Annotated in this window: 20 protein-coding genes; 5 read left to right on the top strand and 15 right to left on the bottom strand. The window is 51.1% G+C overall.

Translation table 11 applies throughout. From position 1 onward, the window contains the following. Positions 1 to 25 precede the first annotated feature (25 nt). Both aroC and gap read right to left on the bottom strand, forming a co-directional pair. The gene (gene aroC / locus L1F29_RS13765) at positions 26 to 1,084 is read right to left on the bottom strand and encodes a chorismate synthase (RefSeq protein WP_258388870.1); all 1,059 of its coding nucleotides are present in this window, start codon (positions 1,082 to 1,084) and stop codon (positions 26 to 28) included. Positions 1,085 to 2,211: 1,127 nt separating this feature from the next. Further along, positions 2,212 to 3,246, bottom strand: a complete 1,035-nt coding sequence (gene gap / locus L1F29_RS13760) for a type I glyceraldehyde-3-phosphate dehydrogenase (RefSeq protein WP_373876542.1) — start codon at positions 3,244 to 3,246, stop codon at positions 2,212 to 2,214. Between the two features lie 320 nt (positions 3,247 to 3,566). Here gap and L1F29_RS13755 point away from each other — a divergent pair, with 320 nt between their 5' ends. Further along, positions 3,567 to 4,193 (top strand): DedA family protein, encoded by a 627-nt coding sequence (locus L1F29_RS13755; protein WP_258388868.1) that lies wholly within the window; start codon positions 3,567 to 3,569, stop codon positions 4,191 to 4,193. A gap of 88 nt (positions 4,194 to 4,281) precedes the next feature. On the opposite strand, the gene L1F29_RS13750 is transcribed toward L1F29_RS13755, so the two are convergent. Next, complete coding sequence (locus tag L1F29_RS13750; protein ID WP_258388867.1) at positions 4,282 to 4,578, bottom strand: hypothetical protein; 297 nt, start codon at positions 4,576 to 4,578, stop codon at positions 4,282 to 4,284. A 130-nt stretch (positions 4,579 to 4,708) separates the two neighbouring features. Between L1F29_RS13750 and L1F29_RS13745 the strand changes: the two genes are divergently transcribed. After that, positions 4,709 to 5,809, top strand: coding sequence for a PRK06851 family protein (locus tag L1F29_RS13745; RefSeq protein ID WP_258388866.1), 1,101 nt, complete (start codon positions 4,709 to 4,711; stop codon positions 5,807 to 5,809). Positions 5,810 to 6,007: 198 nt separating this feature from the next. Here L1F29_RS13745 and L1F29_RS13740 read toward each other — a convergent pair whose 3' ends face one another. Beyond that, positions 6,008 to 6,442, bottom strand: coding sequence for a CBS domain-containing protein (locus tag L1F29_RS13740; RefSeq protein WP_258388865.1), 435 nt, complete (start codon positions 6,440 to 6,442; stop codon positions 6,008 to 6,010). A 133-nt stretch (positions 6,443 to 6,575) separates the two neighbouring features. On the opposite strand from L1F29_RS13740, the gene L1F29_RS13735 reads away from it, so the two are divergent. Then, entirely contained in the window at positions 6,576 to 8,249 is a 1,674-nt protein-coding gene (locus L1F29_RS13735; RefSeq protein ID WP_258388864.1) for a ribonuclease J, read from the top strand. 115 nt (positions 8,250 to 8,364) lie between these two features. Here the strand turns inward: L1F29_RS13735 and L1F29_RS13730 are convergent, their stop codons facing one another. After that, on the bottom strand, positions 8,365 to 9,312 hold the full coding sequence (locus L1F29_RS13730) for a ribose-phosphate diphosphokinase (protein WP_373876506.1): 948 nt from the start codon (positions 9,310 to 9,312) through the stop codon (positions 8,365 to 8,367). 313 nt (positions 9,313 to 9,625) lie between these two features. Between L1F29_RS13730 and L1F29_RS13725 the strand changes: the two genes are divergently transcribed. Next, complete coding sequence (locus L1F29_RS13725) at positions 9,626 to 10,288, top strand: phosphatase PAP2 family protein (protein ID WP_258388862.1); 663 nt, start codon at positions 9,626 to 9,628, stop codon at positions 10,286 to 10,288. 79 nt (positions 10,289 to 10,367) lie between these two features. On the opposite strand, the gene L1F29_RS13720 is transcribed toward L1F29_RS13725, so the two are convergent. From L1F29_RS13720 to L1F29_RS13710, 3 genes are all read right to left on the bottom strand, one after another. Beyond that, positions 10,368 to 12,566: a heparinase II/III family protein gene (locus L1F29_RS13720; protein ID WP_258388861.1), complete on the bottom strand. Its 2,199-nt coding sequence runs from the start codon at positions 12,564 to 12,566 to the stop codon at positions 10,368 to 10,370. Positions 12,567 to 12,635: 69 nt separating this feature from the next. Continuing rightward, positions 12,636 to 14,318, bottom strand: a complete 1,683-nt coding sequence (locus L1F29_RS13715; protein WP_258388860.1) for a type 2 periplasmic-binding domain-containing protein — start codon at positions 14,316 to 14,318, stop codon at positions 12,636 to 12,638. A 167-nt stretch (positions 14,319 to 14,485) separates the two neighbouring features. Next, a complete protein-coding gene (locus L1F29_RS13710) occupies positions 14,486 to 15,406 on the bottom strand; it encodes a carbohydrate ABC transporter permease (RefSeq protein ID WP_258388859.1) in 921 nt (306 codons plus the stop codon). Between the two features lie 112 nt (positions 15,407 to 15,518). Here L1F29_RS13710 and L1F29_RS13705 point away from each other — a divergent pair, with 112 nt between their 5' ends. Continuing rightward, a complete protein-coding gene (locus L1F29_RS13705) occupies positions 15,519 to 15,659 on the top strand; it encodes a hypothetical protein (RefSeq protein WP_258388858.1) in 141 nt (46 codons plus the stop codon). A 16-nt stretch (positions 15,660 to 15,675) separates the two neighbouring features. On the opposite strand, the gene L1F29_RS13700 is transcribed toward L1F29_RS13705, so the two are convergent. From L1F29_RS13700 to L1F29_RS13670, 7 genes are all read right to left on the bottom strand, one after another. Then, positions 15,676 to 16,644, bottom strand: coding sequence for an ABC transporter permease (locus L1F29_RS13700; protein ID WP_258388857.1), 969 nt, complete (start codon positions 16,642 to 16,644; stop codon positions 15,676 to 15,678). Positions 16,645 to 16,747: 103 nt separating this feature from the next. Continuing rightward, positions 16,748 to 17,908 carry a trans-sulfuration enzyme family protein gene (locus tag L1F29_RS13695; protein WP_258388856.1) on the bottom strand — a complete coding sequence of 387 codons (1,161 nt, stop codon included), beginning with the start codon at positions 17,906 to 17,908 and terminating at the stop codon, positions 16,748 to 16,750. 166 nt (positions 17,909 to 18,074) lie between these two features. After that, positions 18,075 to 19,970, bottom strand: a complete 1,896-nt coding sequence (locus L1F29_RS13690) for a heparinase II/III domain-containing protein (protein WP_258388855.1) — start codon at positions 19,968 to 19,970, stop codon at positions 18,075 to 18,077. 25 nt (positions 19,971 to 19,995) lie between these two features. After that, positions 19,996 to 21,072, bottom strand: coding sequence for a beta-galactosidase BglB (bglB, locus tag L1F29_RS13685; protein WP_258388854.1), 1,077 nt, complete (start codon positions 21,070 to 21,072; stop codon positions 19,996 to 19,998). Positions 21,073 to 21,275: 203 nt separating this feature from the next. Further along, positions 21,276 to 23,066, bottom strand: a complete 1,791-nt coding sequence (locus L1F29_RS13680; RefSeq protein WP_258388853.1) for a sensor histidine kinase — start codon at positions 23,064 to 23,066, stop codon at positions 21,276 to 21,278. A 15-nt stretch (positions 23,067 to 23,081) separates the two neighbouring features. Next, positions 23,082 to 24,170, bottom strand: a complete 1,089-nt coding sequence (locus L1F29_RS13675; RefSeq protein ID WP_258388852.1) for a glycoside hydrolase family 88/105 protein — start codon at positions 24,168 to 24,170, stop codon at positions 23,082 to 23,084. A gap of 130 nt (positions 24,171 to 24,300) precedes the next feature. After that, on the bottom strand, positions 24,301 to 25,947 hold the full coding sequence (locus tag L1F29_RS13670) for a response regulator transcription factor (RefSeq protein WP_258388851.1): 1,647 nt from the start codon (positions 25,945 to 25,947) through the stop codon (positions 24,301 to 24,303). Positions 25,948 to 26,108 lie beyond the last annotated feature (161 nt).

The raw sequence follows: 26,108 nt of genomic DNA, 5'->3' as shown, positions 1-26,108 counted from the left end.
TGTCGTGAACTTCTATTTCCCCCGCTTAACGATCATGCATAGCTGCCTGCCGCTTTATTAGATCCTCCAATACGATGCAGGCCATAGCCTCCACAACGGGAATAATTCTCGGACAGATGCACGGATCATGTCTTCCTTCCGTTATTATCGTTTGTTCCTCGCCTGCGGTATTCATCGTTTGCTGTGGAACGGTAATGGAGGAAGTCGGCTTCACGACAACTCTGAACACGATCTCCTCTCCTGTACTTATGCCTCCTACAATTCCTCCGGCATTGTTCGTCAGAAATCCGGATGCGTTCATTTGGTCGTTATGCTCGCTTCCCAGCATGCCTGCTGCCGCAAATCCTGCCCCGAATTCAATGCCCTTAATCGCTCCGATCGACAGCATCGCCTTGGCCAGCTCCGCATCCAGCTTATCGAACACCGGCTCGCCGATTCCGGGACGCACCCCGCGTATTCTACATTCCACGATCCCGCCGCAGCTATCGCCTATGGAAGACAAATATTCGATTTTCTCCACCATACGTCCAGCGGCTTCAAGATCGCAAGCTCTGACCGGATTGCGCTCAATAACGTCCTCATCGAAGGATTCACATCGAATACCGCCGATTTCCTTCGTATAAGCAACAACGTTGACGCCTCTATGCTCAAGCAGCTTGCGCGCAACAGCCCCCGCCGCGACTCTGCCCGCCGTCTCTCTTCCAGATGCCCGTCCGCTGCCGCGGTGATCCCGAATACCGTATTTCATCAAGTACGTATAGTCGGCATGTCCAGGCCGGAAGGAATGTTGAATATCACTGTAAGCTTCAGGCCTCATATCGGTATTGTGCAGCATGATGAATAATGGCGTGCCTGTCGTCTTTCCTTCGAATACACCGGACATAATATGGATCTTATCGTATTCTTTCCTCGGTGACGTGACCGACGATTGTCCAGGCTTGCGCCGGTCCATTTGAACTTGAATATAGGGCTCGTCGATTTCAACGCCTGGCGTAACGCCGTCTACAATGACACCTACTGCCGCTCCGTGCGACTCGCCGAAGGTCGTTATTTTAAAGCTTTCTCCGAATGTATTTCCTGCCATGATGTCTGCCTCCCGAAATGAATGATTAGACCGATAAAAGTTATATAAGCTGAACCAAACACAACATGCTCCACAGTCAGAAGTCCCTACGATCGCATCGATTTTCTGGAGCTTAGCCCGGATGGAGCTTGCGTATTTCACCGATCAGCTGCTGTTGCCGGATTACCTGGCATGCTATCTTTTCTATCGAGCGATCGATGCGTTTGCCGGATTACCTGGCATGTAATCTTTTCTATCGAGCGATCGATGCTGTTGCCGGATTACCTCGCATGCTATCTTTTCTATCAAGCGATCGATGCAGATATTGGAATGTTGATGTTGTTGTAAAATGTGCAGACCTTTTGAGTAACCAGATAGTGGGCACGGTAAGGCTAGGTTGTTCGCTAAATATTCATCTACCATTTTGTGCCTAATCAATAGGCCTGTATTTGATATCATTTCTCCGATTAATAACGTCTCTGGTGTCCGCAACCTGTCCAATTCGGCTCGGTATTCAACAATAACGTCTCTGGTGTCCGTTACAAGTCCAGCTCACCTACATTACATGGTACACGGACATGGAATCCGTTATTTGTGACAAACACCTTATAGGGACGAACCATCCGGACATCAAATCCGCTATTCGCACCAAATGACCGCATTCCCTCCGATAATCGCATGAATAATGTCTCTGGTGTCCGCAACCTGTCCAATTCGGCTCGGTATTCAACAATAACGTCTCTGGTGTCCGTTACAAGTCCAGCCCACCTACATTCATATGGTACACGGACATGGAATCCGTTATTGGGACGAACCATCCGGATATCAAATCCGCTCACTTCATCTTCCGTCGGTTGTTGTGGGCGTACAAATCACTACCCAAATAGGATTATCCAATCAGAGGAGCGCCCGCTTGCACTTCTCATCAACGATTCTTCCAGCTCTGCTCGCTTTAACTTTCTTTTGATCACTTTTATAGATCCAGTATAGATCTCCGGTTGGAATAAATGAAATCAAAATATCGCCATGATGATATAGATTTAATTTATGCCATAAGAAAAAACCGCGTCTGCACGCGGTTCTCATCTTCTCAGCTTCTCATCTTCTATTCCAATATCCCAATCTCCCAATCATTCAGGCTGGTTAAACTACACAAGCTGCGGGGATTTGGCTTTCTCCAGCATGAGCTGCGCCAATTCGATAACACGGCTGGCATATGCCCATTCATTGTCATACCAGGCCAACACTTTAATCTGATTTTCCATGACCATGACCGATGGGCCGTCGATGACCGCCGATTTGGGGCAGCCGATATAGTCGGCCGATACCAATGGTTCGTCGGAATAGCTGACATAAGGCGATAACCGGGCCGATTCGGCTCCCGCTCGCAGAACAGCCTTCACCTCTTCCAAGGAACTCGCGCGGGATACGCTAACGGTTAAGTCCACAAGAGATACATCCTGTGTCGGAACGCGCAGGGAAATGCCTTGAATATGCGGAGCCAAATCTGGCAGCACATCGACGAGCGCCTTACCGACTCCTGTCGACGTAGGCACGATGGATGATGTGCAGGAACGGGCTCTGCGCAGATCCTTATGTGGATTATCCAGATGGTTCTGATCGGACGTGAAGGAGTGAATGGTCGACATCCAACCGCTCCGAACGCCGAATGCTTCGTTAAGAATGTACAGCAGCGGGGACAAGCAGTTCGTCGTGCAAGACGCGGCCGATACCAGCTTGTGCTGGTCCGGATGATAGAGCTGCTCATTTACCCCCATCACGATGGTCAAATCCATCTGTTTGCCGGGCGCTGTGATTAGAACACGGGAGGCGCCGGCTTCAATATGCTTGCCTGCTCCTTCCCGGTCATTAAATTTGCCGGTCGCATCGATTGCTAGGTCAACGCCGAGGCTACGCCAGGGCAAACGCGACGGATCGCGTTCGGATACAATTTGAATTGGAGTTCCATTAATGATCAGTTTGCCGTTGCTGACGGCGATATTGGCGTCCCATCTTCCATGTACGGTATCATACTTTAACAGATGAGCAATCGTTTCCGCGGGATAGCTGCAATTAATCGCCTGTAAATTGACCGATTGCTGCTTTTCATCGAATATTTTTCTGACTAACAGTCTTCCGATTCGTCCCATACCGCTAATCCCCACGCCAATATTCAACTTAATTCCTCCCCATACCACTATATAGTGTGTACTATTTAATATAGTATACACTATTTAAATCTATTTTGACCATCATTAAATCATTTTTGGTTATTTCACCGGACTAAATTCACGATAACGCAGTCAAATTTGATGTCCACCCCCTTATTTATGATGTAATATATTCCTATTGCGACATCCAATATTCAACCCTCTGGGTCTTAACCGATCTCTGACCAAAGTCCAGTACGAATCCTAAACTCCGGACAGTGTTGAACCGTTCCTGTCTCCTCTACACTTAGATGCATATCTAACGTTTTGTTTTTTCGGTGAGGAGCGAGATTATGGAATGGATTAGCGGCCTTTTTGAACAATATGGCTATTACGTATTATTTCTTGGACTGTTTGCCGAATCATTGGCGCTGCCCTTTCCCGGTGAATTGGCGATGGCGGTATCCGGACATATGAGCACGTTAGGAAACTTCCGATTACCGGCAATTATTCTGATCTCCTATATTGGAGCCATACTCGGTACGGTCGTCACGTACTATTTGGGCTCCAAACTGGGTGCTTCCTTATTCGAACGCAAAGGGAAATTCTTGTTTATGAACAGGCAGCGGCTGGATAAGATGACCCAATGGTTTGACCGATATGGCACTAAGCTTATTCTGGTCAGCTACTTCATCCCCGGCCTGAGACATTTCACCGGTTACACAGCCGGCATTCTTCAAATCCGTTTTCGCACTTTACTGCTGTACAATAGTATAGGCGGCTTCGTATGGGTATTGGGCTACGTGTCGATTGGCCATTTCTTCGGTATACACATCGAGCAGCTGCTGCATCAATTTTCCCGGTATTCCCTTGTCGCATTTATTGTAATCGCTTCGAGCGCGGCAGTCATTCTAGTCCTCAAGCGCAACAAAGAAGCGGTAACGAATTGGCTCCTCCGGCGCAAACGCAGCGATTTGTAACCCCTATACAGCAAAAAGCGGTCTCCTGCGGATATCCATCCGAAGCGAGACCGTTTTACTTCTGCTCATCATCCAAATTGGCCGGTACTTAATGCTCACTGCGCTTCTTGCGCCTTGTCAACGACAGCCCGCCGAATCCGCTAATGACAGCGATGTAGAACCCGATATCATACCACCATCCCGTATTATGGATCTCATAAATTCGAATCGAATCCTTGAATATACCGATAATCAATGAGATTGGCGCGATCCATCCATGCCAGATTCCCCAGAAGAAGCCAGCCGGGTTATCCGCCGAATTCTTGCCGTCGCCGGGCACACATCCCGTTAAGGATACGCTAATAAGAATAAGGGCGATTAACATGATGACCGTTCTTTTATTCATTGTCCTCTCACCTTTCGTTCGATCCATAAATTCGCGACTTCGATTTCCCCTCAGATGCACCCTTGCATTAGAGTTTCCATACAATGGATTAAAACACCATGACATTAGCCTAGAAAGGTGTGACTTTGAGATGACGGGAAACATCATTAATTTCTATGCGGGCGGCAATACCGCGCAGGGTTTTACGAACCTGTTCGATTCATCGCTGCAGGGGCTCGATCGGATTTACATTCTGAAGGGCGGCCCCGGGACAGGGAAGTCGAGCTTGATTCGAACCATCGGGAACAAGATGGTCAAAGCCGGCTATAATATATGGTTTATTCACTGCGCGTCCGATAATGACTCGCTCGACGGATTAATTGTTCCGGAATTGAAGATCGGAATCGTTGACGGAACAGCTCCGCATGTCATCGAGCCTCAGCTGCCTGGCGCCGTCGAGCAGTATGTGAATTTGGGCGCGGCTTGGGATGCCGATCAACTCGGTGACCGCAGGCAGGAAATCGAACAATTGAATGGCAGAATCAAGCAGGCCTACGAGCGCGCCTATGCCGGTTTTGCCGAAACGCTGCGGATTCACGACGATTGGGAAAAAATCTACATCGCCAACATGAACTACGCGGCTGCCGACGAATTAACGCTGGAATACGAGCAAATTATTTTTGGCATCAAGCAGCAGGATAAGCAAAGCCGGGTCGACCGCCGGTTCCTCGGGGCTGCGACGCCTAGAGGAGCGGTTGATTTTGTTCCGAATCTGACGGAAGGCTTGGCCAAAAGGTATTTTATTAAAGGCCGGGCCGGATCGGGAAAATCCACCTTCCTGAAGAAACTCGCCGCTTCAGCCATCGAACGGGGCTTCGACGTGGAAATTTACCATTGCGGGTTCGACTCCAACAGCCTGGATATGGTCATTCTCAGGGAGCTGAGTGTCGCTATCTTTGACAGTACGGCGCCTCATGAATATTTTCCCGATCGGGACACGGATGAGATCATCGATATGTACGAACGGTGCATTACGCCTGGAACGGATGAACTTCATGCAGATGCTCTCCGGGATGTGAAGGAAAGATACGCGGCCAGCATGAAGCAGTCCGTCGTCTTCCTTGCCGAGGCCAAGTCCTGTCATGATGAACTGGAGAACATCTATGTGCAGGCCATGGATTTCGGCATTGTCGATCAGATCCAGAAGAAGATTCAGCAGGAAATTGCCAGAATGCTGATCGTAAGCGATTAGATTCATCTAAGGCATCGCTGTCCTCCACTAAAGTATATGTTAATTCCGTCTTGCCCAGCAATACGGTAGCATTGAAATGGTATCGAATAACGAAGAAGCCTCCACAATCACTTTGACAGTGATCGTTGGAGGCTTCTTCGTTACCGGTTGGGGACGGACTCATTCGGTGCAATCCCGGGTGGTACGCGCCCCGATGAATCAATGAAACGCCTGTCCTGACTCATGCTCCGAAATTCCGCTTAACGCTTCCCCTGCTTCGTTGACGAATATTTCACGGACAGCCAGGTCGCCGAGCGATACGACCCCTAGCAATTGACCGTTCTCTACGACAGGAAGTCGGCGAATTTGTTCGGAAGCCATAATATTGGCCGCTTCATCGATTGAAATCCCGGAAGTAATGGTTCGAACGTCCTTCGAACACACATCGTTGACCGAAGAAGAACCGGGGTGATTGTCCGCATAGCCCCTGATGACCAAATCACGGTCCGTAACGACGCCGATCAATGAGCGGTTGTCGATAACGGGAACAAAACCGATGTCATGGTCGCGCATGATTACAGCGCAGTCATGAATGGAACTGTGACTATTGACTGTGATACAGTCTGACGACATAATATCCGCAATTTTTCTCATCAATTAACCTCCTTGTGTGAACTGTAAGTAGAATATCCCTTTACCGCTTTTCTATACACGACGAATCGACATAAAAAAGCTCCTTCAAGCAAATAATACCCTTCAAAACACGGAATACGGGAGGGGTTGCGCCATGAAAACAAAGGAAACGTTATTGTCGATCGTTGCCTTGGGCGGCGTGAATGAAATCGGGAAAAACATGTATGTGATTGAATACGGGGATGACATTATCGTCATTGACTGCGGCTCCAAATTTCCCGACGAAAGCTTGCTAGGTATCGATTTAATCATTCCGGATATCACCTATTTGTTGGACAACCACAGCAAGGTGAAAGCGATGATCGTCACGCATGGCCATGAGGATCATATCGGAGGAATTCCTTATGTCCTGAAGCAGCTCAATGTACCGGTATACGCCACCCGGTTAACGCTTGGGCTTATCGAGAGCAAATTAAAGGAGCACGGCCTGTCGGGCAGCACCGAATTAATCATCATCGATTCCGAATCTCAGTTCAATATCGGCGAGATCGGGCTGCGATTCTTTAGGACCAACCACAGTATCCCGGATTGCTTAGGCATAGCGTTCACGACGCCGGAAGGCACCGTTGTGCATACGGGCGATTTCAAATTCGATCTGACTCCTGTGAATGAGCAATACCCGGATTTGCACCGGATGGCTGAAATCGGCATGAATGGCGTACTGGCCCTCTTGTCGGAGAGCACGAATGCGGAACGTCCCGGCTTCACCCCGTCCGAACGGCTCGTAGGCCAGCATATTGAAGAAGCGTTCGTTCAAGCGCGGCAAAAAATCTTTATCTCCACCTTCGCTTCCAATGTGCACCGTCTCCAGCAAATCATCGACGCGGCAGAGAAAACGGGCCGTAAAGTCGCCTTGCTGGGCAGAAGCATGCTCAATGTCGTATCGATTGCAAGCGAGCTCGGATATTTGCGTATTCCGGATACAATGCTGGTCGAAGCGAGTGAAGTCAATCAATATGCGCCCGAGAAGATTGTCGTGATGTGTACGGGGAGTCAAGGCGAGCCAATGGCCGCCCTCTCCCGATTAGCCAGCTCCAGCCACCGCCAGGTTAAAGTTCATCCGGGCGATACCGTTATTATTGCAGCTACATCCATCCCCGGCAACGAACGGAACGTAGCGCGTATCGTGGATAATTTATATCAGCTGAAGGCGAAGGTAATCTATGGTTCAGGAACCGTGACAGGGATGCATGTATCCGGTCATGCCAGTCAGGATGAGCTGAAGCTGATGCTGTCCTTGATGAAGCCGAAATATTTCATCCCGATCCATGGTGAATTCCGAATGCTGCATCAGCACCGTCTGTTAGCGGAAGCCGTGGGGGTGGACAAGAATAACATCTTCATCGTGAACAACGGCGATGTCGTCGATATCGTGCACAACAAAGCCTTTCAAACCCGCAAAATACCGAACGGCAATACGTTCGTGGACGGTCTTGGCATCGGCGATGTCGGTAACATCGTTCTGCGTGACCGCAAGCTCATGGCGGAAGACGGCATTTTGATCGTGATCGTCACGCTGAGCAAGATGGATGGTCATATTTTATCGGGACCGGACGTGATATCGCGCGGGTTCGTATATGTTCGCGAATCGGAGGGTTTGCTGGATGAAGTCAGCCGGATCGCCGTGAAGGCGATCGAACAGCTGCAGGATACGGATGTTAGCCAATGGGGGGTCTACAAGCAGACGATCAAGGAATCGGTCGGACGGTTCGTGTACTCCTATACAAAAAGACGGCCGATGATCCTCCCCATCATTATCGAGGTTTAAAACCACAACAAATGGGGGCGGTCCTTGCCATTATGGCTTGAGACCGCCCCCGCTGCTTGTTAACGTGCTGTAGAGCGCATGAACCTTTTACTCCATGCAGCTTACTTACGCCATGCTATACACTCTTGATCTTGAACAGACAACTGATGGAACCGCCATGAATGTTCGTGCGAATCGCCTCGGCCAGCAAGGACGAGACGGTCAGAACCTTAACGTAATCCGGACACGGCTCCTGCAGCGGAAGCGAATCCGTAATGACAACCTCTTTAATGTTCTTATGCTTCAGCCGATGCAGAGCCGATCCCGAGAAAACGGGGTGGGTCGCGCACACGTACGAATCATGGGCGCCTCTTTCTTTCAGTCCCTCGACAACATTCACGATGGTCGATCCCGTATCGATCAGATCTTCAATGATGATCGGAGTATGTCCTTCGACTTCGCCGATCACATGCGTAATAACCGACTCGTTATGACTCGGACGTTTCTTAACCATGATGGCAAACGGATAATCCAAGTAATTCGCCAGCTTCTCCGCCGTTTCCGCACGTCCCGCATCCGGCGAAACAATGATCGGATTTAAAATGTTTTTCGATTTGATATAGTCGCAGATCAGATCGAGCGCGGTGAGATGATCGACTGGTATGTTGAAGAATCCCTGGATCGCCGGCGAGTGTAAATCGAGCGTAATGACGCGGCTTGCACCGACAGTCGTGAGGACGTCGGACAGCATTTTGGCCGAGATCGGTTCGCGCGGCGCGCTCTTCCGCTCCTGCCGTGCATATCCGAAGTATGGAAGGACGATATTGATCGTCTTTGCTGAAGCCCGCTTGGCCGCATCGATCATGATGAGGAGTTCGACAAAATGCTCGTTAATGGGATGGGAAAAGCTTTGGATCAAATATACGTCACGGTTGCGAATGCCTTCTTCATAATGCACATAGATCTCGCCGCTCTTAAACCGGGAGCGCTTCATCTTCCCAAGCGGCTGGTCCAATTGCTGGCAAATCAGTTCCGCTAACTCCGGATTCGACGAACCCGTAAAGATAGCAATTTTGTCGTTCAACGGAATTTCCTCCTTAATTTCCAACAAAAACTTCTGCTGGTGCATTCACTTCTTCACTCTTTACTGCTTCTCAACATGCTATGTCATCATTGTACACGCTATATGAATTCTATCCAAGTTTTTATCCTTTAATCGGTTCAGGCGTGAACTTGTTTCCGGGCATGACTGCGGGCGCAAACCTATGGTTCACGCTGGTTTGCCAGGCTCTTGGCATCGATGTCGTAAAATGTTCACAATTTGCAGAAACGAATTTATATTATAATTGCTTCTGCGTGTGTTTTTTGGACGACATCATAAACGGAGATTGATGATTATGCTTATGCGAATGAAAAGATTTTGGCCTTTGTCCACCATGCTTGTTTTTCCCGTTCTCGGCATGCTGTATGCGATGTTCAATAAACCGCTTGAGACCGTCTACAGCCTTGAGCTTGGCATCGACCGGGCGATCCCATTCGTCAAATACTTCGCTTTGCCGTATTCAATCTGGATTTTCTACATTTACGCCTGTCTCATCTATTTCTTTATCAAGGATTCGAGGTTCTATTACCGTTCACTGCTGACATACACCCTGTGTGCTTTGCTCTGCTACGGGATCTACTCCGTCTTCCAAACGACGGTTGCCCGGCCCACACTTACAGGTGACGATGTATTTACCGCGTTAACCCAGTTTATTTATAATCGCGACCAGCCGTTTAACTGCTTTCCGAGCATCCATTGCTTCTCCAGCTATATGGTCATGAAGGCGTTGTATACCAGCGGCTTCCGCAACAAGTGGAATCAGATTATCATTTACGGCATGTCTTCCCTCATCATCGCATCGACATTGTTTGTGAAGCAGCATGTCATTCTGGATGTCATTGGCGGCATTCTGATCGTGGAAATCGTGTACCGCGCTGTCGTCTATGCGGAGCGCACCTTCTTCAACCCTTCTCCATTGGCCAAAAAGAGCCAGCCTCAATACCCGGTCAGCAAATAAAGCGGACGCCTCAAAGGCGATCCGCTTCTTTAATCTCCAAGTATACGAAATCAAAAATGACATGCAAATGAATTGCCAATTATCCGAAGGAGCCGTCCCACGCTCTCCACTTATGATCCGAAGTCAAGAAGGAGGAAGAATGAAATTGATAGGCGGACATCTGAGGGGTCCGGAACAACAGCGAACCGTTAAATTCAATGCCGCAGCCATTGACGAAACCATACCGCCTTGGTCCGATGCCGTCTTCGCGGACGAACGAGAAGTCCGCGTCCGTATCGATTGGCCCGTAATTCAGGCGTCCCTGCTCCCACTTATATTTAGGATAACCCTCACCTTCCAGAATGCCTTGATCCAGATCCAGCTTATACGTAAGATGAATCGATTTCCCATTGGCCGTATAAGAGAGTGACAGACGGTCATGCTCGGGTGTGTCCCGGCTGATCCGCACCCGGTCCCGTACCGGATCCGCTGTGTCTGTGAGCGCAAATGGCGTCAACACGGTTACAAAGCTGTTCATCGATCCCTTCGTAACGCGGCGGGTATCCATTTCATAGACCATCTCACTATCCGCATAGCAGCGTTTGATCGTTTCCTGGCCGGTCCGCCTCGCGCTGCCAGGAAATTCAATTAGCAGTGCCAGCTCGGTACGATTCACAATCGGGTTCGTATCGCCGGGTCCTTGATGAATTCGCTGAACCTGACCGACATAGTGCTGCTCGCCTGATGCTAGCACGCTTCCCGGATGCCATAGATTTAAGGTGCTCAGCAGCTTATCGCTCTCGCTCTGTGACTGGGTCCAGTCGACGATGATGAATACGCCTTCCTCTTGCAGGTAGGTAACCGCCCGGTCCCATAGGATCTGGTGAAACGGCTCCCTCAACCGGGTACGGCCGTAGACCAGCTCGCCGAACCGCTGAAAGTGAAGCTTCTCCGTGGAGACCCGTTTGTAGGTGCCGTCATCATGAATAAAATCGAAGATGGAATCGTTTTTACCCGGTTCGCCATCCCGAAAGACGAGACGATTATGATAGATATCCGCGCGATACCGTCCGTTGGGCGCGCCGTCCCGGTATCCGCCGTCATGCAGCAGTATATTCTGCTTCTTGGCTAGAAATAGGATCGAGTTTTCATCCGCATGGCCGTGGTGTGCCTTCTCGGCAGGAGCATGGATCGTCCGCCGCAAATACTCCCTCGGGATATACGCATAATCCCCTTCGTCGCGGTAATTCAGCAGCATGTACGTCGAATCGTCCTCCCAGCCATCGCGGTACACAATCTTCTTCCCGATCACATCCTCCAGCAGTTCTTCGCTCTGCCAGTCCGGCCGAACCGGCTCCAATTCGTCGTCCGACCATAAATAGGCATTGGAGAAATAGGCGGCGAGATAAGCGGAAGGCGGCCCTTCATGGCTGGCAAGGAAGTATTCGTATATTTTGCTGGCGGCATACTTCATATATCCGCACCGGTAGTGGGCGGCTCCCTTCTCCAGACATGCCAGCCACAAGTACCAGCAGGAATTATAATGCGAATCCCCGAAGTCCGGCAGCTGTCCATATGGAATTAATGCATGCGTAATATAATCAAAATAATATTTGGTTTGCGGCATTGCGAAGTATTCCGACTCCTTCCCGGTCATCTCCGCATAGATGATGCAGGAGATCAGCCACAGCGGCAAATACAGCTCGGCATCCTCGATGGACCAGCCGCCATACGATTCTTCCGCCAAGTAGTCGCGCAGCTTCGCCCACTCCCGTATCTCCTCGGTATCTCCAAGCGCCGAAATTGCCAGCGATAGCGTGAAGACCCGCAGCATGGAACGGTTATGAGCGCCCCACTCCGGATAATGCAGCATCGCTTGCACGGAGCTGCGGATCGATCCTTCGATTTGCCGCTTGTCATCATCCGATAGGAGTGCAGAATCCTTCATGAACAGATAGCCTTGTATGTAATGTGTGCCCTGGAAGAGAGGCTCGAAGGAAGTGATGCCCTCCGCATATTCCGGATGCCGCTCCTTGATGAAGTCCGGCACGATATCCTTGAACGACTCGACCGCAAGAAGAATTCGTCTGGCCTGCTCGCCGTATTCGGCTTCGCCTGTCACGTGATAGAGAAAAGCTTCGGTTTGCGCCAGAATCGGAATACTTCCGGGAGGGGCGTACATCCCCAGAAATTGATCCGGGCGGTACGACTGCCGCCACTGTTCGATACCGGCATCATAATGAGTCCGGCCTTCGATAACCGCCGCTTTAATATAGTCCAGATACGTTTGCTTGTTCATTTCTACTCCTCCTTCGAATCTTCGGTTCATTAGAGAAGACCGCTGAGCAATTCAGCGGTCCCTTCGCCCTTATGGCTGGTAGTTTATTTTCGTGTAGATTTCCGTCAATTCCCGGTCGAATTCTTCGCCGCCGAGCTTCTTCCATCCAGCGATCATCGCATCATACTCTTTGTCAGGATCAGAGGAAACGATGATTTTCGTAATCGATTCGTTAATGAATTTCGCAATGGTATCCTGATTCTTCTGTGCGAACGGTCTTGGCTCCGACAGAATGACATGCTTCGGCGTGTAGGTTTCAAATATCTTCCACCAATTCGTTATCGTCGTCGCGTAATACTCCGGATCGAATACCTCCGATTTGATCGCGGCGTTCTTCAGCTGCTCATAGGTCATCTTCGGCTGCCCCTGCTGGATCAGGGAGAGGTCTCCGGGACCTGCATACCAGGCGACTTCCTTGGCCGTTTTATCCTGATCGATATTTTCCCATGATCCGTCCTCCGCCTTCTTGCGATGAACGCCCTCGATACCGGATTGCATCGTCAGGATGACATCGGGGTCAGCCATCCAGTTCAAATATTTCATCGCTGCAATCGCCTGCTCTTCCTTGCTTGCCTTCGGAACCATAATGAGCATTCCGTAGTCGGCCGATCCTGCAGCGTACCGCTTGCCGTCCGGTCCGATGAGAGGCTCCACCGGCACCCATCTCGCTTCCGGAACCGCCCCTCTGGACGAATCGGTCGAAGCCAAGCTCGAGTCATTATTCTCCATGAAGCCGGCTACGCCTTGCGCAATATACTGGTTAAACTGCTGATTGTTCACGTCCGTACCGAATTCCTTCGGTATTAATCCTTCCTTATACAGCTTATTCAGAAATTTGAACATATCGCGCGCACCCGGCGAGGCGATATTCGATACATATTTGCCGTCGAGCCATACGCCGCCATACATATCCGTTCCGTTACCCACCAGCTGCGGACTAACGCCGAACGCGCCGGAGAGGTTATACATGAATGCTTTGCCGATCGCCGGGAACGCATACGGCACCACTTTGTCCTTGCCTACATTGCCCGGATCCTTCTCTTTGAACGCTTTGAGCACCGTATAAAGTTCATCCGCCGTCGTCGGTGCCTTCATATTCAGCTTATCCAGCCAATCCTGACGGATCTTGATCGTCGGGCCACCGAAAGGATTCGCTCGAATTGCCGGTATGGCATATCTCTTCCCTTTGTATACGCCAGCCAGGTCCAGCGCTTTCTGATTATTGGTCTTGATTTGAGAACCGTACTTCTCGAGCAGCTCATCCAGCTCCCACAACCCGCCCTGCTCGGCATATTTGAACAACGTATTGGAATCGTAGGAGTAGATAATATCCGGTGCTTCGCCGGAGGCGAGCCAGACGTTCAGCTTGCTCTCCGCTTCTCCGCGCGGTACGCCGACCATCTCCAGATCGATGCCAAGCGGCTTCACCTGCTCCTGCGCCCACTTGACGAGAGGCGCTTCCGTCAGCTTCATGCCTTCAGGCGTATTGCCGCGGTCGTAAATCATGACGCGAAGCTTCACCTGCTTGACCTCTTCTTCTTTCTTGACCGGTTCTTCCTTGTTAACTGATTCGCCCTTGTCTTCCGACTCCGGCTTGTTCGTGCTGCCCCCAGCGCTGCCTGGATCATTGTTCGAGCTGCAGCCTGCCAATAGAAGCGAGAAGGATAGGATGATTGCAATAAACAGGGTGATCCCATTTTTACGAAATGCCACGTTCGTTCCTCCCTCATAATTCGTTTACAGGAATCGATATAAGTCGAACGAGTTAGAATGTCCTTCCGTCCGTTCTTTCTCACGCTCAACTTATAGATCTATATACGGGAAGGCTGCCATGCAGCCGACCGGCCCTGTCCTGGTTAGCAACCGCTGCTGAAGCTCCATTACCCTTTTACCGAACCGAGAAAGGAGCCTTTCACAAAATATTTCTGCAGGAACGGATACACGATGAGAATCGGCACCGTAGCGAATACGGCTGTCGCCGCCTTCAAGGATTCCTCGATGACCTGCAGCTTGCCCTCCTGCTGCATGACCTCCAGGGATGTATCGAGCTGAGAAAGCAGCAATATATTTCGCAACCGGACCTGCAGGGTGTAGAGATCCGGATCGTCGATCATAATAACCGCCCCCATGTAGCTGTTCCAATGTCCAACCGCATAGAACAAGCCGATCGTCGCCATGACCGCGCCGGAGAGCGGAAGCACAATGCGCAGCAGGTAGCGCATGTTGCCGCAGCCGTCAATGATGGCCGCTTCCCGCAGTTCATCGGGCATATTCTGAAAGAATGATTTCATGATGATGACGTTGAACGCGCTGATTGCTCCCGGAATCATAATGGCCCACAGCGTATTCAACATACCTAGATTCTTAATTAACAAATAACTGGGGATCAGACCGCCGCCGAACATCATCGTGAAAATCATATAGTTCAGAAAATATTTTCTGCCCACCAGATCCCGGCGAGACAGCGGATAGGCCATCAGAATGGTGAAAACCATATTAATGGCTGTTCCCACTACCGTAACGAAGATCGTCACGAACAGGGAGCGAATGACGTTATCGTCCCAGAAGACGGACTTCATGGCGTCGATCTGAAAATCCACCGGCCAGAGCACGACCTTGCCGGCCTGGATGGCGTGGCTGCTGCTGAAGGCATTGGCGAATGTGTTGACGAACGGAAAAATACAGATAAATGAAATCAACGCGATGAGCGTGTAATTGACGACGTGAAACGATGTATCCCAGGGTGAGTATCTTCGTCTCCGGATATATCTTGCAACAGGCGATCGGGTCTCCTCTGCCATAGGCTCACTCCTAAAAGTTTTGTGAAGCTAAGCTTCTTGGATTTTACTTCGCAACAAAACTTGCTTCGGAAGCATAATCACAAATGAAGATACGACGGGCGGAGCAGGAAGAATGATTCTGAAGAAGCGCCAGCGGTCGCCTTTGTTTCCGGATTTCAACCTCAAGAAATGGAATTCAAGAAAATCCGGGAACAACAGCGATCGGAAGAACATTCTGCCTGCGCAGCGGGTTGTATTTCAATGGTTCAACTGATCCTTACGCTCCTTGTTTACCAGATGCCTTCGCGGCCCATCTTATTGGCGGCATAGTTGGCGCCGATAATAAGCATCAGATTGACAATCGACTGCACCATGCCGATTGCCGTCGTTAGTCCGAATCCGCCCTGCCGGATACCCAATTCGTAGATATAGGTGCTAAGAACGTCGGCAACGTCCATAACGAGCGGATTCATTAAGGCATAAGGCTGCTCGAAGCCGATCGACACCATATGGCCGATGTTCAGAATAAGCAGGATCACGATCGTCGGCATAATGCCGGGAATGGTGATGTTCACGATTTTCTTCCATCTGCCGGCTCCGTCGATGGATGCGGCTTCGTATAAATGCGGATCCAGCGTCGTCATGGCCGCCAGATAGATAATGGTTCCCCATCCGACGCCGGCCCATATGCCGGAGCCGATAAATACGGAAACCCACCAGCTGTTGCTCGCCATGAAATAGATGGGCTCGAGGCCAATCCATTGGAGGACCAGGTTCACGATGCCGAATTTCGGCGACAGCAGGGCATAGATCATGCCGCCCATGAGGACCCATGACATAAAGTGCGGCAGGTATAACAAGGATTGCGAGATTCGCTTGAAGTATTTGCTGCCGACCTCGTTCAGCATGATGGCGAGAATGATCGGAGCGGGAAAGCCGATGACGAGGCCAAGCACGTTGAGCATCAGCGTATTGCGCACGATCTTGTAGAAGTCGGGGAGCTGAACCATTTCCTTGAAATACGCGAAGTTATTCCAGGGGCTGTCGAATACGCCCCGGAAGATGTTGTAGTCCTTAAATGCGATTAACAGGCCGAACATGGGGATATACGAGAAGATGAAGAAATAGATCAGGCCGGGTGACAAACAAGCATATAAATCCCAGTTTTTGCGAATTCGTTTCCAACGGGTACGGCTGCGGTCACGCTTAGCGGGCAAGTCCAGGGATACCAATGGAGGCGATTTTGTTTGCGCTTTCATAAGCTCACTGCTTTCCTTGTGGGATAAACCAATTGTAGCCTGCATTGAAAGCGGTTTACATGCGTTGATTTTTACATTTTATTAGTTTTCTTGACCTCGAATATTAGAACCGCTTCATCCTATGCAGGGCGTCATCCAGGTCGGCGAGCAGCGAATCCGTGTTCTCCAGACCGATCGACAGCCTGACCAGACCTTGCGGAATACCGGTCCGCGCCGATGCTTCCTCGTCCAGCCACAGCCCCGGCGAATTGATCAAGCTTTCGAATCCGCCCCAGCTCGGACCTTCCTCGAACAGCTTCAGCGACTTCATGAACCCGGTAATTTGCTCCCGATTCCCCTTCGGCACGAAGCTGAACAAGCCCGAATAGCCGGACATCTGGCTGCGCCCCAGCTCGTACTGCGGATGGCTTTCGAGACCGGGATAGAATACGCGCTGAACCATCGGATGCGATTCCAGAAAGGCCGCGGCCTTCATTGCGCTTTCCTGATGCTGGCGCATCCGGACAGGCAGCGTGCGAAGGCCGCGAATCAGCAGCCATGCCTGATGGGGATCCATCGCAGCGCCGAACATGCCTCTCTCTCGATGTGTAATTTCGTCCATGACCGATTGGCGCCCGATCATCACACCGGCAAGAATATCGCTATGTCCGCCCATATATTTGGTCGCCGAATGCACGACGATGTCGATCCCCAGGGCAATCGGATTCTGGTAGAGCGGCGTTGCCCACGTGTTGTCGACGATCGTAACGATCCCCTTCGCCCTGGCTATATCCGCCACCGCTCTCAAATCCTGAAGGGTGAACAGATTCGACAGCGGCGTTTCCAGATAGATCGCTTTCGTCTCCGGACGCAGCGCCTGTTCGATCTCGCTTAAGCTCTCCCCTGTTACGAATGTCGTCTCGACGCCGAACTTCGACATATAGGTTTCCAGAAACCCTCTCGTCGGCGGATAGACGTTCGACGGGCAGACGATGTGACAGTCTTTCTCCAATACATGCATCAATGCCGCCGTTATCGCCGCCATTCCGGAGGAGAAGCACCGCGCCTCCTCGCCCTCCTCCAGCGCCGCGATCTTCTTCTCCGCGATTTCGGTAGTCGGATTCGAGACGCGGGTGTACGTGTACCCATGATTCATCGTCTTTCTCGTAAACAGCGTATTCTGGAAGATAGGGGGAACAATAGCCCCTAAATGCCGGTCATACTCATCGCCGTAATGCGTGCAAATATCTTCCTTCGTTACGAACTCGCGTTTCTTCTCATCCATTAGATAGCCTCCTGCAAGCAGAAGCTGCTCACACCGTTCCATGACGGCGAAGCAGGCTTTCTCCTCAGATTATAAGTTAATGTTTACGATAACGATTACTGCCCTATATGTGAAAGAAAAGGCGCCCGGCGCTTCACGGCGGGTCGCCTTCTCGCTTCGTTCGCTCTTAATGGTTCTGCGATACCGCAAACCGGTGAACGGCATTGAAGCTCGTACTCCTGCCGGTGCGGCGAACCAATACGCCCCAGCGCGTCCGGTCAAGACGGTGCTCATAGCCTCTGAAGAGGTATACGCTCGTTCCCGGAGAGCCAGCCATATGCAGCGTCAGCGTCTTGTCTGGCAAGCGCCAGCTTACCTCCCAGTCCTCGTCGGTATCGCAGCGGCTGACATCCAGCATCAGCTGATAACCATCCGCATCGCCCGGCTGTGCGGACTTTGCGAAAGCCAGCTTCGACTCTACCTCGCCCGAACAATGGAACAGCCAATCGATTACATGTTCATCTTGATCATCGCCAGAAGCTTGCACCTCGAATTCATCCTCAAGCCGATCCGGGAATAATTGAAGACGTCTGGCAAAGTCTATGCCGGGGTAGACGTCCTTCGCGGATGCGAAGCAGCTGTTCTGTTCCTGATCGAATGCAACCATCTGTCCTGTCGGGCGATTGGGCTGCGTCTGCTTGTCGACCATGACCGAGTTATGAGCCACCGTCTTCCGCTGCCATTCGCGAAACAGATCCGAGCCGTAACCACTGTTCGAAATATCGCGAGAAATAACCTCATCCTGCAGAAAAATCTCGATATTCATAATATCCGCATGAGAATGACCGCGCAGTACAAACCCGTATTTCAGGAACACGGAAGCTTCGCCGCTTTGCAGCAGGCCGAAATAGATATCCGGGTCGAATGTCGATTTTCCGTCCGGAAGATACCGATCAAGATGACCTTCTGCGAGCTTCACTCCGCCCCATTCCCGTCCGAATAGCAGCCGGTCGATCCCTCCGATGTTCGCCGTCTTGCCGTCTGCTGCACTTGTCCGGTAGCAATGCGCTAGCGCGTACCGGAACGGCGCTTCATCTTGAATCTGCCGGATCCATTCGTACTGATGCGCGTAATTGTCGAAGCTCAGCAGCGGCCAGCCATCGTTCGGATTCGGAAATTCCCCGTTCGGGAACGCATAACGGACCGGATACCGGTACATGCGAAGCAGCGCATCCTCCATCTCCGGAAAATCATATCCGTAAAGCTTGCAGAATGCGAGATAATACGTAAGTCCGTCCGCACAATAAAAATGATAGTGGAAGGACGCCTCGTACCAGAAGCCTTCCGGCAGCAAGCCGTCTGAGAGCTTCTTCTTGATGCCGTATTCCCCTTCCGCGGCGCGCTCGCACCATATTCGCTCATTGAAGAACAGGCCGATCATCCCGGCGGCGGCTTTCATCCAGCAGATGATATTCGGCGTACAGCCGACCTTCTCGATAAGAAACGCCGCTTCCGGCAGGAAGAACCGATGCTTATAGGTCTCCAGCTCTTCGCCCGTCAGCTCCTCCTTAACCAGCTCAAGCCCCTTCAGCATCGCGATGACGGTTACCGCGTCGGTTAAGTCGGTCCCCGAGAACATTCCTTCCTGGCCAGGCGGCGTCCGGACCTGGAATGTGCCGTAATGATCGCAATAGAAGGCCAATACTTTCCGGATGAAGGCCAGATAGGCCGGATCTTCATAGATGTTGTAAAGAACCGCCGCATGAAACACTTGGGAGCCGACTGTGGACCGGTAAATATAACACCAGGCATCGTCCGCTTCCTGTGCCTCGCGCAATTGTCCGCATCCGCTGCATCGGTGCTCATTGGGCTTCTCCGGATCGAAGATCAGTGAGGCAAAACACTTGTCGCAGAAATAATGATGCCCCCATCCGGCGACTCTGGCAGGGTCATCCTCATAATGCGCTGCCCACCAGTCGGTTTGGGGCTTGATTTGATTCACGATTTGCTCCGCCCATGAATGCGATTTGATTTTCTCGCGAACGGCTTGCCAATCCTCCACCAACCGCATCGTAACGTTCATACCGCCCTGCTCCCTTCGGGTTCCATTATTTCATCTGCGGATGCTTCAGGCTTTCCACCAGCATCAATAACGTCATCGCCTGGCCGTACGGCATCGGACAGACGGATATCTTCTTGTAATAATCCATCGTATCTCCGACACAGGTTCCATAGGATACGTCCTGCACCATCCCGGCCTCGTCGATGCGGCTGACGACCGCCCGAAGCGCCTTGCAGCCGCATTCGCGGAAGGATTCAGGCAAGTAGCCTTTGCGGACCGCCTTCAGGATCCCGTAAGCGAAACCGGCCGTGGCCGAGCTCTCCACGTAGGAGTCGGGATCGTCCAGCAGCGTCCGCCACATTCCCTCCTCTGTCTGAAGGGAGACAAGAGCTTCCGCCTGGCGTTCCAAGGATGTAAGAAGAAACTTCCTGACTCCGGCCGGCACCGGCACAATATCCAAATAATCGATTAAGCCCGCGGTATACCAGGCGTTCCCCCGGCCCCAGCGCGCGCCGGCAAAGTGATGGTTCCCAAGAAACGTCCAACCGTGATAGAACAATCCTGTCTTGACATCGGTTAAATATTTGAGATGGACGAGAAACTGGTGGACGCTCTCCTGCACATACTCGTCCTTGTTCAGCAGCACGCCCATCCGCCCGAGAAACAGAACGGACATATACAAGGTATCATCCCATAATTGTCCTTCATTCGCGCTGCTGACCGTCAAATGCGAGATTCCGCCTTCAGGGGTTCGCGGCATCTCCTCATACACGTACTTGACCCACTCCAAGCAAATGTCAAGGTAATCGGGCCGGTTCAGCTCCTCATACAGATAGCTCATTGTGAGCAGGGGACACATCGTATTTACATTTTTCCCCGGCAAGCCCTTCTCGATATGTCGGTCAAACCAGCTTGTCAGGCTGCCCAGTATTTCCTTGCTGCCCGTTTCCTTATAATACAAATACATGGCGAACAAGCCTACGCCCTGCGACCAATCCCATACATCCATCGAAATAATGCTGTCCTTGACATTCTCTTTGATCGTCGGCTTCAAATCCTTCATGCCTTGCAGGACACGAGCGATCGCATCTTCGGTCAATTCCTTGCTCATCGTGCCTAGCATACGTTTAACTCCTCCTTCGCCCAGGTTGGTACTTATTTTACAAGAATATCGGACGTTTTCTATTGGAGTATCTTGCTGTTATATTAGCTATTTTGACGATTGAACTGTCCTCATTCGCTGCGCGAAGTGATGTTCCGATCGCGGCGGCATTACGGAATTATTCGCCTGCTCCGCTGCAATGCTGCCGTCGTGGGCACCCTCATCTAGTCTCGGCTATGTCCGCCATCCAATATCGGCAGCCGGATTTGAACCGTCGTTCCTTCGCCGGATTTGCTCTGAATCGATAGTCCGTACTTATCCCCGTATAAGATTTTCGCGCGCTTGTGAACGCTTATGATGCCGACATTCGTATGCTTGTTCGAATCAATGATGGTACCGTACCGCTCGGGGTTGAGCAGCCGCTCCACCATCTCCTCGTCCATCCCGATTCCGTTATCTGCCACTTCGATAATCAAATCCTCTTCTTCCGCACGGCAGATGATATGGATCACGCCTTTGCCCGGCTTTGCTTCGATGCCGTGGATGACGGCGTTCTCCACCAGCGGCTGCAAGATGAATTTCGGTACGCGGCAGTCCATAAGCTCGTCGTCAAGCCGGTACACGACTTCGATTTTGTCGCCGTAAATCATTTTATGGATCGACAGATAACTTTGTATGAACGAGATTTCCTCCTGCAGCGTAAGGACGTCGCCCTTCTTGCCGATGCTCTCGCGCAGCAGCTTGCCCAGCAGGTAAATCATTTCGCCGATCTCTTCTTCCCCCTTGATCTTGGCCATGCTGTACACCGACTCCAGGGTGTTATATAGAAAATGCGGATTCATCTGCGCCTGCAGCGCTTTGTATTCGAACTGAAGCGTCCGGTATTCCGCTTTCTGCTTCAGCAGCTTCTCCCGATACACCGAGTTGAACAGGTCATTGATCTTGTCCGCCATGGAATTGAATTTGGCCGCCAGCAGCCCGACCTCGTCTCGGCTCTTCGGGACGATCACATGATGATTGAAATCGAGCGAGAAGCTGGTCATGCTCTGAAGCAGCAGCCGGATGTTTTCCGTTATATTTTTGGAGATAAACACGGCCATAAGGAAGGCGATCAGCAGCGATACCAATATGGTGCTGATGGTCCAATATTTAATGCTGTCCGTATCTCGCGTCAGCTGCTTCACATCGATGATTTGTACGATTTTCCATTTATCATACAACGTCGATACGACCGTCGATATATATTGGCTGCCATTATACGCTAGGCTGTTCTTCGATTCATTCGCCAGGTAGAGCTTGTTGTCCAAGAAAAAATGCGCGACGCCGCTATGCTTCAGGTCCGGCACGAACAGCTCATTATTCTCGTTAAGAATGAGAATATCGCCGTCCATCAGTTGATTGACATTCGTTATAATGCTGCTGATATAGCTGCTGTCCAGCCCGATCGCAATCATTCCGACATATTTGGCCGTCGGAATATCGAACATCGCGCGCACCATGAATACCGTTCCATGCTCCCCTTGAAACCAAACCGGCTTGCCGCGTTTCTGCTGAACGGCATCGATATCGAGCCGCTGAAGCAATTCTTGATCGTATTGATGGAACGTTTGCCGCTGCACCAAATAGGGCTTCTCATTCACATCGATGATCATCACGGCCAAGAAATCTTCCTTCGTAAACATAAGCTCGCTCATAAAATCATTAATATATTTATTGCGGAAATAAATGGTCTCTTCGGACGTATCGGTCTGGCTCAGCCGCTCGCTTAGACTGGAGCTGCGAAACTGCTGGAAGGCGATCTCCTCGATATCCTTGGTGCGCTTCTCCAGATTGATGCCGATTTGCCCGATCAGATATTCGGAGAATTCACCGGAATTTCGTTTGATCGCCCCGATGGAGACGACATAATTAACGACGCTAATCATAAGAACCGTTACGAAAATGATCGCTGTAAACGAGAGGAGAAATTTCGAGCGAAGCTTCATGTTCATAAAGAAGCTGCTGATTCTGCGCATGAACTCACCCACATCTTAAGAATAACAATCGTCATCGAAGTGATGCAGATACTCGACCAGCATGAGAAGCGTCATCGACTGGCCGTAAGGCATCGGACATTGCGGAATCTCCTTATAGAACTGCCGTGTGAGCCCCATCCGGGTGCCGTACGATACGCCGTGAACGATTCCCTGGTCGTCAATATGACGAATGACCGCATGAAGTGCCTGGATTCCCGCTTCTCTGTAAGTCTCGCTAATATAGCCTTTACGCACCGCCTTCAGAATGCCATACGCGAAGCCTGCTGTCGCCGACGTTTCTTCATAGGCTTCCGGATCGTCCAGAAGCGTCCGCCACATGCCGTTCTCCGTCTGCAGCTCGCTAAGCTTGCGGGCTTGCTGCTCCAGAGAAGAGATGAGAAACAGCTCGATCCCTAGCGGAAGCTCGATGATGTCGAGATAGTCCACCAGTCCGGCCATATACCACGCATTGCCCCGCCCCCATAACGCCCTGGCATAATTGTCCTTGCGCACGAATGACCAGCCGTGGAAGAACAGGCCTGTTTCGGTATCCGTCAAATATTTCAGATGGACGAGAAACTGGCGCATGCTCTCCTGTACATAGAAGTCCTTCCTCAGCAGGACGCCCATCCGGCCCATAAACAGCACCGTCATATACAGCGTATCGTCACGGAGCTCGCCCTCGTTGGCGCTATCGAGGGTCACATGCGTAATGCCGAATTCCGGCGTTCTCGGCATTTCATCCGCGGCATAGCTGGCCCACTCCTCGCAAATTTCCAAGTACAGCGGATTGTTCGTCTCTTCGTACAAGTAGCTGAGTGTGAGCAGCGGGCACATGGTGTTCACATTTTTCGCCGGAAGGCCTTCCCGGATCCGGTTATCGAACCACTCCGTCAAATAACGCAGAACGCCTCGGTTGCCCGTTTCCTTGTAATACAAATATAAGGAGAAGAGCCCTACGCCCTGGGACCAATCCCATTTGTTCATATTAATAATGCTGACAGGGGTGTCTTCCTCGATGGAAATCGTCAGATTCTGCATGCCGGTAATGACCTTGCCGATTAAGGTTTCGATTTGCTCCCGCTGCAATCGAATGGCTTTCATTTGACTTTCTCCTCCTCTGTCTACCGGATGTAACCGCTGCCATAATGATTGACGGTCATGATGTATATCATACAAATCTCACCATAAGACAGAACGGCACCGCATAGTATCGGGCAAATTTACGGTTATATTAGCTTTCTTTACTTCTGTTCTTGTATTCCTTCGGGGATATGCCCTCCACTTTCTTGAAGACTTGATAGAAGTACGCATATTCTTTGTAGCCGACCATTTCCCCGACCTCATTCACTTTATGCTTCGGGTCCTTCAGCAGCCGCTTTGCCGCTTCAATTCTTGCCTTATAGACCAGGTCGACGAAATTGATGCCGGTTTCCGTACGCAGCAGACGGCTCAAGTAGCTCGGGCTTAAGCCGAAGTGCTCGGCGACGGCGGTCAAGCTAATATTTTCCGAGAAGTGGCTGTTAATATAGTCGATGGACTTCTTCACCACGAGGCTGTACTGCTTGTCGCTGCCTTCCAGCTTGCCCTTGATGTTCTTGACGAAAGCAGCCAGATAGTCCGAGGCTTCCTTCATATTGGGCAGCCGGTAGACGTCCTCCAAGATCTCGTCAATACTCTTGTTCAAGCCGAATTCGTCACCGGTTACACGGAAGTAATAGCGTGCCGCCACAAGACAAACATCGGACAGCAGCCCCTTGGCAACGAGAATATTGCCTTCGCAATACACTTGGATCTGCTCCAGGAATTGCTCCAGATGCGCGATCATCTCTTCGCTGCTCGCATGCTCAAGCATCTGGTTGAATTGCTCCAAATCGCGGATAATCGAGAACTTGCCGCCCTCGATCGAATGATGGCGGGGTTCTGGGAAGAGGACTGGCTCCTCCGTGCGGAAGAAGCTCGATTCCATGAGGGCAGAAGCCTCCGCGAATGCCGGCTTCAGCTCCGGCAGCAGCTTATACGCCGAACTGACCGCTATACAGCAGTGCAGGCCATGCCGCAGACGGACCAGCTCGATAAAATCATGGCAGAAGCCCTGCAGCTTCATTCTCAGCTCGCGCGGCGTCAATACTTTGGGGAATAGACATGCGAATACGAGGTCATCGCGAGGGTAGGATTCTATAATCTGAAATTCACGCTTCGCCGCGGCTGCTTGCGCCATCTCGGTAAGGCTTCTATGAATGCCTGAATGGATTCGGGTGCTGTCGACGCCCTGTACGGTTGCGGCCGTCTGCTTCGACCGGACAATAACAATCGCATTGCGGACGCCAGTAATCGCGAGATCGGCTGCTGTTTGATCCAGATCCGGCTCGAGGGGCACGCTTCCGCTTATGAGTTCGGCTATAAATTTGCTTCGCAGCGAAGGAAGCGAGCTTTGATGACGCGCTTCCAGCCACGTACAAGCGACGGCCATCTGCTCGAGATGATGAATCTCCATGTCCCTGCCCTCCATCTCTTCCACGGCCAAGCCGATCACCCGCTGCAGTTCTTCATTCCGGACCGGCTTGACAATAAAGTCATAGACGCCGAGGCGGACAGCCCGCTGTGCATACTCGAAATCCTGATACCCGGTGATCAATATCGTTTTGGACAAAGGAAAGGTCGCATGCATGTAAGCAGCCAAATCGAGACCGCTTAATCCGGGCATCTTAATATCCGTGATCAGAATATCCGGCTGTTGTTCGAGGATCAGCCGTTTGCCTTCGATACCGTCCTCCGCTTGGCCGACGACCATGCAGTTCAGCTTGTCCCAATCAATCGTCTGCACAATCGATTGACGGATAAGCGGCTTATCGTCAACGACAACTACGGTCCTTTTCATTCATGTCCTCCTCTATCTTCATGTTGGGTCCTGCGGCGGTCCTTTCAACCATCCCTAGTGGATTCCACAGAAAAGGCGCGACTCCTCTAATTCAACCCATATTTGGCAGATTAGTATGAAAACAAAAAAAGCCGTGCTTCACACGACTTCTGCCTCGTCTT

It is taken from the genome of Paenibacillus spongiae (genome assembly GCF_024734895.1).
Classification (GTDB): Bacteria; Bacillota; Bacilli; order Paenibacillales; family Paenibacillaceae; genus Paenibacillus_Z; species Paenibacillus_Z spongiae.
The sequence above is the reverse complement of the archived record's forward strand: the minus strand, read 5'-3'. Positions and strand labels throughout refer to the sequence as shown.